The sequence below is a fragment of the Clostridium celatum DSM 1785 genome (assembly GCF_000320405.1).
Lineage (GTDB): Bacteria > Bacillota > Clostridia > Clostridiales > Clostridiaceae > Clostridium > Clostridium celatum.
In genome coordinates, this window is the sequence record NZ_KB291654.1 from 1 (window position 1) to 12,666 (window position 12,666).

The following is a 12,666-nucleotide window of genomic DNA, read 5'->3' on the forward strand; positions in this document are numbered from 1 at the left end:
TAAACAGGGGGTTTTTCAACAAACTGATAAAACTTAACCTATGGTTAAGTTTTTTCTTTTATATAAAGGGCAAAAAATTGCCCTTTTAGCTTTTATAAATTCTTATAGAATTATGATCTAGTAATTCATTAAAAATCATTTTAGCACCAGATAAATAATCATAATCAGAATTAGAATCAGTAGATTTTAATAAAGACCAAGTAGCATTATAAAATTTAACTACAAAAAGATAGTCTAAAAGCCTTTCGTAATATTCAACTTTAAAATTTCCTAAATAAAGTTTTAGCAAATCCTTTCTAGATTTTTCAGTTAAAAACCATGAGATAGTTGCTAAATCGAAAAATATATCACCCATAGAAGAATACTCATAATCAACAAAATATAAATTATCGTTACTTAAAATAATATTTGAAGCATTTAAATCGTTATGACAAAGTCCAATTAAAGGACTTTTATTAAGTTTAATTTCTAGATTGTTTAAGTAATCTAATAGTATATCTATAGAGGTGGGTAATGGAAGATTTAAGTCTTTACATATATTAATTCTTTTCCTTATATGATTAAAAGGATTAAACAATTTTTCGCATTTTAAATTATGAAGCTTTCTTAGAGAGTTAGAAAGATTGTGTAAAAAATTAATTGAAGAAAAATCGTCTAAAGATGGCATAACTCCATCAATCCAAGCAGTAATCATATTTCCGCTTTTGGGGGAAAAGTAGTATAAATTTGGAGCTATATGTATTTCGCAAGCTTTATTTAATATTGATAATTCATTATTTCTATCAGTATGTATATAATTATGTGTACAAATTTTTATAAAGTAAGGTGTATTGTTATAAAGTACTTTATAATTTTCACTACTAAGTCCACCAAGTCTTTCTATATACGAAATATTTTTGACATCCCAAGCTGTTTGAGATTTTAAAAAATTTAATAAGGTAGTATTCATGCTATTCTCCTAAATGAATCATTAAATTTCACCAAAGGGTAAATATATAATTTGATAAGATAAATTTGCAACTTTCACTAAGATAAAAAGTTGCTTTAAATAACAATATTGACATTTAAATAAATAATAAAGTATTATAACAAAAAAAGCTGGTGTTTAAAATAAATATGGAGGTGAAAAATAAATGGAAAATCAAATTATTGAATTTGAAAAAATAGTCAATGGAATAACTGGTGCTGATAAAGAGGTAATGAAAGAAGCAAAATTAAGAGTTGATAGTTTAGCTAAACCTTTAGGAAGCCTAGGAAAACTAGAGAGTATTGCGATAAAGTTTTCAGGAATTACAGGAAAAATAAAAAATGAAATAAATAAAAAATGTATAATAATAATGTCGTCTGATAATGGGGTTGTTGAGGAAGGCGTTGCATCAGCACCACAAAGCGTTACTTTAGCTCAAACTATTAATTTTGGAAGAGGGTTAACAGGAGTAGCAGTGTTAGCTAAGCAAAATAATGCTGATTTAAAAGTCGTAGATATTGGTGTAAATACAGATAAGGAAATACCAGGGGTTATTAATAGGAAAATTAGAAAAGGTACATCAAATATAGTTAAAGGACAAGCTATGAGCTATAGTGAATGTATAAAGGCTATAAATACTGGAATTGAAATGGCTAAAAAAAGTTATGAAGAAAAGTATAGTATATTAGGTGTTGGAGAAATGGGAATAGGTAACACAACTACAAGTAGTTCAGTCCTTGTTAGTCTTACAGATTGTACTATAGAAGCAGCTGTTGGAAAGGGAGCAGGAATAACTAATGAAGCATTTGCTAAGAAAAAGTGGGTAGTACAAGAAGCTATAAAAGTAAATAAACCAGATAAAAATAGTCCTGTTGATGTACTAGCAAAAGTAGGTGGATTTGATTTAGCTGGAATGGTTGGTGTATTTTTAGGAGCAGCCTATTATAAGCTACCAGTAGTTATAGATGGTTTTATTTCAGCTGTTGCAGCACTTGTAGCAGTTAGACTAAATCCATTAGTAAGGGATTATTTAATTCCATCTCATTGTTCTAAGGAGATTGGATATAATATTGCAATGAAAGAATTAGATTTAGAGCCAATGGTTAATTTAGATATGAGGCTTGGAGAAGGAAGTGGATGTCCTATAGCTTTTTCTATAGTTGAATTTAGTTTAGCTATGATGAATAATATGGCTACTTTTGAAGAAGCAGAAATAAATGACGATTATTTAGAAGAAGTAAGAGGAGAAGAAAATTATATAGTTTAGAAAAATTAAATATAATGTTAATTTACATAAACTATATTTTTAGGAGCGATTATGATTACTTTGGTTGTAGGTGGAGCTAAAAGTGGAAAATCAATGTTTGCGCAAGATTTAGCAAAATCTTTAGAGAATAAAAATGGGAAACTATATTATATTGCAACTATGAATCCATATGATTTAGAAGATTTAAAAAGAATAGAAAATCACTTAAATGAAAGAAAAGGATATGGATTTAATACAATTGAAGAACCAGTTAATATGATAAATGTTGCAGAAGTATTAGAAAAAGAAGATACAGTTTTAATAGATAGCATTACATCTATTGTTACAAACTCTATGTTTAAGGGAAAAGAATTTATTAAAGAAGTTAGTGAAGAAATAATATATGGATTAATAAATATTACAAAAAAATCAAAGAATGTAGTTTTTGTTTCTGATTATTTATTTAATGATAGTATATTATATGATTGTTATACTGAAAACTTTAGAAAAGAGCTTGGCGTTATAAATAGGGAATTAGCTAAAATAGCAGACGTTGTAGTTGAATGCTCTTATGGAAATGTAATTTATCATAAGGGGTTTATGGATATTTATTCCAAAAGTATAATGAATGAATAAAGGAGAAAACAATGAAAAAATATTATAAGGGATTATTAATGGCTATAAGTATGTTTACCATTATTCCATTACCACATTATGAATGGGATGATGAAGGTGGTAAAAATATAATGAAATTTTATCCTATCATAGGTTTAATTGTTGGACTTATATGGTATTTTAGTTATAAGTTATTATATTTAATAGGGGTAAGTACTATGGTAGTAGCAGCAATAACTATGATAGTACCTTTTTTAGTAACAGGAATGCTACATTTAGATGGATTTATGGATGTTTGTGATGCACTTTTATCTAGAAGAGATAAAAATGAAAAACTTAGAATTTTGAAAGACCCTCATACTGGAGCTTTTGCTGTAATATCTGTAGTTATGTTGTTTACAGTTAATTTTGCAGCATTATATACTATCGTAGATAATAATAAGAATTTAGTAGGATTAATTTTAATACCTATAATTTCAAGAAGCTTAATAGGTTTTTTATTATTAAATAAAGAGTCTATGAAGGAGAGTTCTTTAGGTGCTTTTTTTAAACAAGGAACAGGAAAAGTAGATAAAGCGATACTTTTAAGCTTTTTAGTAATAACAACAGTAATAGCTATGATTATTTTTAATTTTTATGGAATAATACTTTCAGCTGTAATGATAATTATAAGTACATTATTAGTAAATAATGCTTGCAAGGAGTTTGATGGTATATCAGGTGATAGTGCAGGTTATGGGCTTGTTATTGCAGAGTTAATTGGAGTTTTAATATTAAGCATAATTTAGTATTTTATAATTTGAGAATAATATACTTAGTAGTTATAGATTAAAAGTAATTATATAGATTATTATTTGGAGGTGTGTAACTTGATTTTGATTTTTGGTGGTGCCTATAATGGTAAGTTAGAATTTATTAAAGAAAAATTTGAAGTTAGTGATGATGAGATATTTTATTGTACTGATAGTAAAATAGACTATTCAAAAAAAGTAATTTCAGGATTTCATAAATTTACATATAGTAATGTTTTAAATGAAATAAATTCATTACAGTATATAAAAGAAAATATGAATTTATTTCAAGATAAAATTATAGTTTGTGATGAAATATCAAGTGGAATAGTTCCTTTAAAAAAAGAAGATAGAAAGTGGAGAGAAGAAACAGGAAGATGTCTTCAATTTTTATCAAAAGAGTCATCTAGTGTATATAGAGTGTTTTGTGGTATACCAACAATAATTAAAGGTTAATTACTTTATTAACTGACAATATTATTTGTTGGTTTTTCTTTTTATCAATATAAATAGATATATTTCTTAAACTTTTATATGCTTTTGAGATAAAGTGTTAGTTGTACAATAGGTTTAAAAATGATATTCTCGTAAGAGATAATTGTAAGGAGAATAAACTTATGGAAAATTTGATTGTATATTTAATTAGACATGGAAAAACAGAGGCTAATGAGAAACATCTTTATTGTGGTAAAAGTGATATATCTTTAAATGATAACGGCATAAGTGAATTAAGGGAATTGAAGAGTAGAATTAACTATCCCAATTGTAAGATGATTTTTAGTAGTGGGGCTAAAAGGGCAAATGAAACAATAAATATTTTATATCCAGCAGTTGAGTATAAGGAGATATCAGAATTTTGGGAATACGATTTTGGTGACTTTGAAATGAAAAGTTACGATATGCTTAAGGACAACAAGGACTACATAAATTGGATAACTGATAGAAATGGACAAGTATCATGCCCAAAGGGTGAAAGTAAAATTCAATATAGAGAAAGAATTAAAAAATCTTTTAAGAAATTTATTGAAAAATCTTTTGATGATGAAATTGAAGCAGTGTGTTTAGTTTGTCATGGTGGAACAATAGGAACTATACTAGAGATTTTTTATGATAATAATAAAAGCTTTTATGAACATCAACCAGCATGTGGAAGGGGATATAAAATTAATATAGAAAAAATATCAAAAAAAGATTTTAAAATTATAAAGATAGATAATATTTAATTATAGAAAGGTTAGAAAAATGATGCAAATAATAATAGGATTTTTATTAGACTTAATAATTGGTGATCCACAAAATCCAATTCATCCAATAAGATTAATAGGTTCATTATGTAGCTATACCGAAAAAATATTTAGAAAAATATTGAGAAATTATTTAAAATTAGCAGGATTATTAACTTGGATAATAGTAGTTTTAGTTGTATTTTTCTTTAATTATTTATTGCTAAAAGGAGTAAATGCTATTAGTCCAATTTTATCCATAATACTAGAAGCTATTATGATTTATTTTTGTATAGCAACAAAAGCACTTAAGGATGAGGGCTTAAAAGTAGTTAAATTTATAATAAATAATGATATAAAGGGAGCAAGAAAGCAATTATCTTATATCGTAGGTAGAGATACTAATAATTTAGATAAAGAAGCGATACTTAAAGCTGTTGTAGAAACGGTTGCAGAAAATATGTCAGATGGTGTTATATCACCACTTTTTTATGCTGGAATTGTGGGGGCACCTTTAGCATTTCTTTATAAAGCAGTTAATACTATGGATTCGATGTTTGGATATAAGAATGATAAATATATAGAATTTGGATATTTTCCAGCAAAATTAGATGATGTATTTAATTATATACCAGCAAGATTGACAGGATATTTTACTATTATAGTTTCATTTATTTTAGGATTAAACTATAAAAATAGTTTAAATATTTACAATAGAGATAAAAGAAATCATAGTAGTCCTAATAGTGCGCATCCAGAAGCGGCGGTTGCGGGAGCACTTGGAGTAAAATTAGGTGGAGCTAATTATTATTTTGGAAAACTTGTAGAAAAACCTACTATTGGAGATGATTTAGAAAGAGTGGATTTAAATAAAGTAAATATGACCAATAAGATTTTATATGGAGTTTCTATATTGGGGTGCACTATGGCAGTTATATTAAATGTTATAGTATCAAAATTGTTATAGAAAATAATGAAATGAGGTGTAAGTCTTGGCTATACATGGAGGAAATATTGAAGAAATAGGAAGAAAATATAAAATTAATTCAAAGGAAATTATAGATTTTTCAGCGAACATAAATCCATTAGGTTTAAGTAAAAGTGTGAAAAAAGCAATGATAGAGGCAATTGATAAGGTAGAAAGATATCCTGATATTACATATTATGACTTGAAAAACTCTATTAGTAATTTTGAAAATATAAGTAGTGAAAATATAAGTTTAGGTAACGGAGCAGCAGAAGTTATTTTTAATATAGTTAGAGCAATAAGACCTAAAAAAGCATTATTACCAGCACCTACTTTTTCAGAGTATGAAGAGGCAGTTTTAAGTATAGATGGAGATATAGCATACTATAACTTAAAAGAAGAAAATAATTTTAAGTTAGATAATAAATTTATTGAAGCAATAAAAGATGATATAGATATAGTTTTTATTTGTAATCCTAATAATCCAACGGGATTTTTAACTGATAATAAATTTATAGAAAAAGTTCTAAATAGAGCTTTAAAGACTAATACTGTAGTTGTTATTGATGAGTCTTTTTTAGATTTTATTAAAGAAAATAATATGTATTCAAGTAAAGAATTATTAAAGAAATATAAAAATACTATAATAGTAAAGTCATTAACTAAATTCTTTGCAATACCAGGAATAAGAATAGGATATGGATTATGTGAAAATAGAGAAATAAACGAAAAAATAAATAAGATTGTAGTTCCATGGTCTATAAATATAATAGCAGCTGAAGCAATTATCACAGCACTAGAAGATAAGAAATATATAGATGAAAGTATAATAAATGTAAATGAGGAAAAAATTTATTTATATAGTGCTTTAAAAAAGATAAGTAATATAAAAGTTTTTAATCCAAGTGTTAATTTTATTATGTTTAAGTTGTTAGATAATTTTGATTTAAAGGAAGAATTAATTAAGAAAAAAATATTAATTAGAAGTTGTAATAATTATATTGGATTAAATAATAGTTTTTATAGGGTTGCAGTAAGGACTAGAAAAGAAAATGAAAAATTAATTAGTGAATTACAAAAGATTTTATTTGACAAATAAAAGTAATGAATATATAATCAGTATGAAATTTAATCCATAATAGGTGACTTAAATCTTAATAGGGAATTAGGTTAAAATCCTAAGCTACCCCAGTAACCGTAATACTGACGAAATTCATTAAATTTGCCACTGCATTATATGCGGGAAGGTTTGGAGAGTAGGATGAAGTAAAGCCGGGAGACCTGCCTACTATGTAGAAAATATTATCTTCTGAGGGTGAGATAATAGGTACGAATAAAAGATGTTGCAAAATAAAAGTGATTATAGTAAATAGATTTAAGGTATAAAATTAATATTTTTAGATTGTTACAAGTAATTACTATAATTTTTAAATTATATTTTGCAGTAATTCCAATTTATTATGTATTTTAAAGTGCTCTCATAACTTGATGGCACTTTTTTTAGTTAGTAAAAAATATAGTTAGGAGAAAGTAAAAAGCTTAACTATTAACTTAAAATTCTAACTAAAATCAACCGCTCTAATATAAAAATTTAGGAGGCATAATAATGCAGAAAACAAGAAGAATAATATCATTAATGGCTACTTTTGTAATGGCTATGATGATATTTGTAGGATGTTCAAGTAAGCCTACAACAATGCAAGATAGAGAAGGAAATGAATTCAATGTTCCTACACAAGTTAACACTATAATATCTACTGCACCATCTAATACAGAAGTATTAGTAGCTTTAGGTTTAGCTGACAAATTGGTAGCTGTAGATAAATATTCAGCTGATGTTGAGGGGATAAGTGAAGATATACCTAAGATAGACTTTAGAAATCCAGATGCTGAAGCTATAATTGCATTAAATCCAGATATAGTTATTGCATCAGGGCATAATAAAGCTGGCGATGAAGATCCATTTGCTTTAATAAAAGAAGCAGGTATTCCAGTAGCATATATTCCAAGTAGTTATAGTATTGATGGGATATATGGAGATATAGAATTTATAGCAAGTTTAACTGGAACTGAAAAAGAAGGAACTGAATTAGTTAATTCTATGAAAAAAGAAGTTGAAGCTATAAAAGCTATAGGAGATACTATAACAGATAAAAAGAATGTTTACTTTGAAATAGGTTCAGGGTCTGGTCTTTATACATTTGGAAATGAAACGTTCTTAAATGAACTTATAGAGACAGTAGGAGCTACAAATATATTTGCTAATGAAAATTCATGGATAACAGTAACACCAGAAGCTGTTATAGATGCTAATCCAGATGTTATTTTAGCAAATACACCAGGAACTAATGAAGCAGGAAAGACTGCAGTTGAAGATATAATGAGCAGAGAAGGTTGGGACACGATAAATGCTGTAAAAGATGGAGATATTTATCAAATAGATAAAAATTCATCTTCAAGACCTTCACAAAATGTTATAAAAGCATTAAAGGAAATAGCTAAGGCTATTTATCCAAATGAATACAAAGATTTCTAAAAATAAAATATTATTAATACTGTCAATTCCCCTAGTATTATTAACTATATGTATTGGAACTTCCATAGGAAGTTCCAATATTAGCATATTTGATACTTTTTCTATACTAGCTAATAAATTTTTTAGTGTCCCATTATTAGAAGGAATTGATCCAAAACAAGTTGCTATTATATGGAATTTGAGATTGCCAAGAGTATTACTTGCATTTATTGTTGGGGGTTCTCTTGCAGCTAGTGGAGCAATAGTACAATCAGTATTAAAAAATCAATTAGCATCTCCCTATACATTAGGATTATCTTCAGGAGCATCATTAGGAGTAGGATTAATAATTGTTACAGGGATATCAATACCTTTCTTAGGAAGATTAACTATGCCTGTAGTTGGTTTTTTATGCAGTTTAATAACTATGGTAATAGTGCTTAAATTTACAGAAAAAGTAGATAAAGGAATGTCTAATACAACTATTATATTAGCAGGTATGGTTTTATCTTTATTCTTTAGTGCTACACTTACAACAATTTCAGCTTTAGCTTCAGATAAGATGGAAAGTATAACTATGTGGTCTATGGGATCATTTTCTATGAGAGGATGGAGTTATGTTAAAGCTGGTATTCCATTTTTTATTATAGGAATCTTAGGAGTATCATTTTATTTTAAAGAAATGGACGTTTTAACTTTTGGAGAAGAACAAGCAAAGACTATAGGCGTAGATACGAATAAAGTTAAGAGAAGATTATTTTTATTTGTAGCAATACTTACAGGTAGTGCAGTTGCACTTAGTGGTACTATAGGATTTATTGATTTAATTGCACCACATGTAGTTAGAAAATTATTTGGTTCAAAACATTCTTATGTAGTACCAATGTCAGTAGTTTTAGGTGGATGCATGATGATAATTACAGATTTAGTTTCACGAACTATAGTAGCACCTTCAGAACTTCCAGTTGGAGCAATAACTGCATTAATTGGAGGACCATTTTTTGCTTATATATATTTTAAAAAATCAAAGTAGGTGAGATATATGCTAGAAGTAAAAAGCGTAAGCTGTGGATACGATAGTGAAGATATTGTAAAAAATGTAAGTTTTAAAGTTGAAAGAGGAAATAATCTTTGTATAGTAGGACCAAATGGTTGTGGAAAAAGTACGCTTTTAAAATCCATAGCGAATCTTCTAGATTATAGGGGAAATATAACGTTAGATTCTAAAGAGATGAGCAAATTAACTAGAAAAGATTTAGCTAAGAATGTAGCTTTAATGTCTCAAGCAAGCAATATTTATTTTTCTTATACAGTTTATGAAACAGTATCCCTTGGAAGATATGCACATATTAAAGGTGTATTTTCAAAGATAGGCAAAGAGGATGATGAAATAATACTAAAAAGCATTGAAAATGTTGGTTTGTTAGATATAAAGGATAAACTTATAACAGAGTTGTCTGGTGGGCAGCTTCCAAGAGTATATTTAGCAAGAGCATTTGCACAAGATCCAGATATAATTCTTTTAGATGAACCTACAAATCATTTAGATTTAAAATGTCAAATTGAAATATTAGATTACTTAAATAAGTGGACTAAAGAAAATAATAAAATTGTAGTAGCAGTATTGCATGATTTAAATTTAGTTCAAACTTTTGGTGAAAAAGTAATAATGATGAATAATGGAAAAATAGTTAGTTCAGGTACCCCTAAAGAGGTATTAAATAATGATAAGCTTAAAGATGTGTATGGAGTAGATGTAAAAGGATTTATGATAGAAGCTTTAGAAAAGTGGAAATAATTAAGTTTTAAAAAATTAGTTTATAAGGTTTAATAATTAAAATAAATTAATGCAATATAAATATCTAATATAAATAATAAGCTGTAAGTAGGTTAGTATTTATATTAGATATTTTCTAATATTATTAGAACTTCTATTAATAAAGAAAGGATAAAATTATGAGAAAATTTATAATGTCATATAGTTGTGGAAAAGATAGCACGTTAGCTTTATATAGAATGATAAAAAATGGACATATTCCAGCTTCATTACTTGTAACAGTAAATAAATCAGAAAATAGATCATGGTTTCATGGAGTACCGGAAGCGTTAATAAAAAAAGTATCTAACTCGTTAAATATTCCAGTTATATTAGTAGAGTCAAAAGGGGATAATTATGCAAGCACGTTCACTGAAGCTTTAATACATGGTAAAAAGAATTTAGGAGTTGATTCATGTATATTTGGTGATATTGATTTAGAAGAGCATAGAACGTGGTGTACAGATAGATGTAATGAAGCTGGAATAGAAGCTATTTTCCCATTATGGCAAGAAGATAGAGAAGAACTAGTTTATGAGTTTATAGATTCAGGATTTAAAACAGTAATTAAAAATGTAAAACTTCAATGTATGGGAGAAAAGTTTTTAGGTAAAATTCTAACTAGAGATGTAGTTAAGGATATAAAAGGAACAGGATCAGATGCATGTGGAGAAAATGGTGAATATCATACATTTGTTTATGATGGACCTATTTTTAAATATCCAATTAAATTTAAAACTAATGGAATAGTAAAAAATGAAACCCATGGATTTTTAGATATAGAGGAAATATGTAATGAATAAGATAATGGTTTTAGGAACAGCTTCATCAGTTGGGAAAAGTACAGTAGCTACAGCTCTTTGCAGATACTATAAAAAAAGAGGATTTAAAGTAGCACCTTTTAAAGCATTAAATATATCGCTTAATTCATATGTAACAGAAGAAGGATTAGAGATGGGCAGAGCACAGGTTGTTCAAGCAGAGGCTTGTGAAATAAAGCCTGTAGCTTTTATGAATCCAGTTTTATTAAAGCCAAGCGGAAATGGTAAAACTCAAGTTATAGTTAATGGAAAAGTAAAGTGCACTATGGATGCTTATAAATATAAAGATTTAAATAGGGAACTAAAAAGTATAGTAAAAGAAACTTTTGATAAATTTTCAAAGGATTATGAAGTTATGATTTTAGAAGGTTCAGGAAGTTGTGCTGAAATAAATTTAAAAGAAACAGATATAGCAAATATGTCAATGGCAGAAGCTGCCGATGCTGATGTAATATTAGTTGCTGATATTGATAGAGGTGGGGTTTTTGCTTCTGTAGTTGGAACATTAATGCTTTTAGAAGAGGATGAAAGAAAAAGAGTTAAAGGTGTTATTATAAATAAGTTTAGAGGAAATGTAGATTATTTTAAAGATGCAATGAAACAACTTGAAGATATAATTAAAATACCTGTCCTTGGAGTATTACCTTACTTTAGCTTAGATATTGAAGATGAAGATAGTGTTACAGAAAGAATAAAAAATAAAGCTATTAAAGGGTTAGATATTGCGGTTATAAGATTACCACACATGTCTAATTTCACTGATTTTAACCCATTAGAAATAATGGAAGACGTAACTTTAAGATATGTGGAAAATTTAGAAGATATAAAAGAGCCAGATATTATAATATTACCTGGAACTAAAAACACTATAAATGATTTAAGAGAAATAAAGTTAAGAGGTATATTTGATAAAATAAATGAATTAAAAGAAAAAGGAACTATTATATTTGGTATTTGTGGTGGGTATCAAATGTTAGGTAAAAACGTAATAGATATAAATGGAATTGAAGGAGAAGTTACATCAGAAAAAGGATTTGGATTTTTAGATATAGAAACTATATTTGATGAAGAAAAAAGAACAAAGCAAATGATAGGAACTATACAAAGTACTGGAAAGCTATTAAATGGATTTAATGGAACAAATGTTACTGGATATGAAATTCATAATGGAGTAACAAAAGTATTTACTAAAGATTGTATTTTTATTAAAGGAAGTAATGAAGAGATTTTAGGAGTTCATAATGAAGAAGGAAATGTTTTTGGAACATATCTTCATGGAATATTTGATGAAACTAATTTTTTAAATCAATTTGTTAATAGTATTAGGAAATATAAAGGCCATGTAATTTGTGAAAGAGAAATAATAAATTATAGAGAGTATAAATTAAGTCAGTATGATGAATTAGTGAAGCTTTTTGAAGACAATATAAATATGAAAAGAATTATATAAGTTACTAGAAATAATCTTATATTAAAAAATCGCATCTATAATTAGGATGCGATTTTTTTTAGATATTTATAGAATATAGCACATAAATATAATATATTGCTGAATATTAATATGAACCTTCTAATAAAAAATAGAATATGCTACAATTTAAAAGAGATAATTTACATAAATTTCAAAATATGGGTAATTGATAATGTAAATTAACAAAGGTATATAAGAATGGAGAATCTGTTAAGCTGATATGAAAAAATAGCT

The 12,666-nt window shown here is 27.1% G+C and carries 13 protein-coding genes and 1 riboswitch; of the genes, 12 read left to right on the forward strand and 1 reads right to left on the reverse strand.

The window, feature by feature from the left end:
* Positions 1–85: 85 nt before the first annotated feature.
* Positions 86–949, reverse strand: coding sequence for a phosphotransferase (locus HMPREF0216_RS10625; RefSeq protein WP_005214077.1), 864 nt, complete (start codon positions 947–949; stop codon positions 86–88).
* A gap of 184 nt (positions 950–1,133) precedes the next feature.
* On the opposite strand from HMPREF0216_RS10625, the gene cobT reads away from it, so the two are divergent.
* The 12 genes from cobT to HMPREF0216_RS10685 all read left to right on the forward strand — a co-directional run bounded on the left by cobT (position 1,134) and on the right by HMPREF0216_RS10685 (position 12,411).
* Positions 1,134–2,234, forward strand: a complete 1,101-nt coding sequence (cobT, locus tag HMPREF0216_RS10630) for a nicotinate-nucleotide--dimethylbenzimidazole phosphoribosyltransferase (protein ID WP_005214078.1) — start codon at positions 1,134–1,136, stop codon at positions 2,232–2,234.
* A gap of 51 nt (positions 2,235–2,285) precedes the next feature.
* On the forward strand, positions 2,286–2,849 hold the full coding sequence (locus HMPREF0216_RS10635) for a bifunctional adenosylcobinamide kinase/adenosylcobinamide-phosphate guanylyltransferase (RefSeq protein WP_005214079.1): 564 nt from the start codon (positions 2,286–2,288) through the stop codon (positions 2,847–2,849).
* A gap of 11 nt (positions 2,850–2,860) precedes the next feature.
* Positions 2,861–3,616, forward strand: coding sequence for an adenosylcobinamide-GDP ribazoletransferase (locus tag HMPREF0216_RS10640; protein ID WP_005214080.1), 756 nt, complete (start codon positions 2,861–2,863; stop codon positions 3,614–3,616).
* An 81-nt stretch (positions 3,617–3,697) separates the two neighbouring features.
* On the forward strand, positions 3,698–4,075 hold the full coding sequence (locus HMPREF0216_RS10645) for a bifunctional adenosylcobinamide kinase/adenosylcobinamide-phosphate guanylyltransferase (protein ID WP_040419688.1): 378 nt from the start codon (positions 3,698–3,700) through the stop codon (positions 4,073–4,075).
* Between the two features lie 161 nt (positions 4,076–4,236).
* A complete protein-coding gene (locus HMPREF0216_RS10650; RefSeq protein ID WP_040419689.1) occupies positions 4,237–4,842 on the forward strand; it encodes a histidine phosphatase family protein in 606 nt (201 codons plus the stop codon).
* A 19-nt stretch (positions 4,843–4,861) separates the two neighbouring features.
* Positions 4,862–5,809: an adenosylcobinamide-phosphate synthase CbiB gene (cbiB, locus tag HMPREF0216_RS10655; protein ID WP_005214083.1), complete on the forward strand. Its 948-nt coding sequence runs from the start codon at positions 4,862–4,864 to the stop codon at positions 5,807–5,809.
* 25 nt (positions 5,810–5,834) lie between these two features.
* The gene (cobD, locus tag HMPREF0216_RS10660; protein ID WP_005214084.1) at positions 5,835–6,908 is read left to right on the forward strand and encodes a threonine-phosphate decarboxylase CobD; all 1,074 of its coding nucleotides are present in this window, start codon (positions 5,835–5,837) and stop codon (positions 6,906–6,908) included.
* 24 nt (positions 6,909–6,932) lie between these two features.
* Positions 6,933–7,112: riboswitch (cobalamin riboswitch) on the forward strand.
* A gap of 303 nt (positions 7,113–7,415) precedes the next feature.
* Positions 7,416–8,345, forward strand: a complete 930-nt coding sequence (locus HMPREF0216_RS10665; RefSeq protein WP_005214085.1) for an ABC transporter substrate-binding protein — start codon at positions 7,416–7,418, stop codon at positions 8,343–8,345.
* Complete coding sequence (locus HMPREF0216_RS10670) at positions 8,326–9,357, forward strand: FecCD family ABC transporter permease (RefSeq protein ID WP_005214086.1); 1,032 nt, start codon at positions 8,326–8,328, stop codon at positions 9,355–9,357. The genes HMPREF0216_RS10665 and HMPREF0216_RS10670 overlap by 20 nt, the downstream gene beginning before the upstream one ends.
* Positions 9,358–9,366: 9 nt before the next feature.
* Entirely contained in the window at positions 9,367–10,122 is a 756-nt protein-coding gene (locus HMPREF0216_RS10675) for an ABC transporter ATP-binding protein (protein ID WP_005214087.1), read from the forward strand.
* Positions 10,123–10,280: 158 nt separating this feature from the next.
* Positions 10,281–10,943, forward strand: coding sequence for a Dph6-related ATP pyrophosphatase (locus HMPREF0216_RS10680; protein WP_005214088.1), 663 nt, complete (start codon positions 10,281–10,283; stop codon positions 10,941–10,943).
* Positions 10,936–12,411, forward strand: a complete 1,476-nt coding sequence (locus HMPREF0216_RS10685) for a cobyric acid synthase (protein WP_005214089.1) — start codon at positions 10,936–10,938, stop codon at positions 12,409–12,411. Before HMPREF0216_RS10680 ends, HMPREF0216_RS10685 begins: the two co-directional genes overlap by 8 nt.
* Positions 12,412–12,666: the final 255 nt, after the last annotated feature.

Bases quoted from the DNA above. Each gene is read 5' to 3' on its own strand.
- HMPREF0216_RS10685 (WP_005214089.1), top strand. From the start codon at position 10,936: ATGAATAAGATAATGGTTTTAGGAACAGCTTCATCAGTTGGGAAAAGT.
- HMPREF0216_RS10635 (WP_005214079.1), top strand. From the start codon at position 2,286: ATGATTACTTTGGTTGTAGGTGGAGCTAAAAGTGGAAAATCAATGTTT.
- HMPREF0216_RS10665 (WP_005214085.1), top strand. From the start codon at position 7,416: ATGCAGAAAACAAGAAGAATAATATCATTAATGGCTACTTTTGTAATG.
- HMPREF0216_RS10680 (WP_005214088.1), top strand. From the start codon at position 10,281: ATGAGAAAATTTATAATGTCATATAGTTGTGGAAAAGATAGCACGTTA.
- HMPREF0216_RS10670 (WP_005214086.1), top strand. From the start codon at position 8,326: ATGAATACAAAGATTTCTAAAAATAAAATATTATTAATACTGTCAATT.
- HMPREF0216_RS10625 (WP_005214077.1), bottom strand. From the start codon at position 949: ATGAATACTACCTTATTAAATTTTTTAAAATCTCAAACAGCTTGGGAT.
- cobT (WP_005214078.1), top strand. From the start codon at position 1,134: ATGGAAAATCAAATTATTGAATTTGAAAAAATAGTCAATGGAATAACT.
- cbiB (WP_005214083.1), top strand. From the start codon at position 4,862: ATGATGCAAATAATAATAGGATTTTTATTAGACTTAATAATTGGTGAT.
- HMPREF0216_RS10650 (WP_040419689.1), top strand. From the start codon at position 4,237: ATGGAAAATTTGATTGTATATTTAATTAGACATGGAAAAACAGAGGCT.
- HMPREF0216_RS10675 (WP_005214087.1), top strand. From the start codon at position 9,367: ATGCTAGAAGTAAAAAGCGTAAGCTGTGGATACGATAGTGAAGATATT.
- HMPREF0216_RS10640 (WP_005214080.1), top strand. From the start codon at position 2,861: ATGAAAAAATATTATAAGGGATTATTAATGGCTATAAGTATGTTTACC.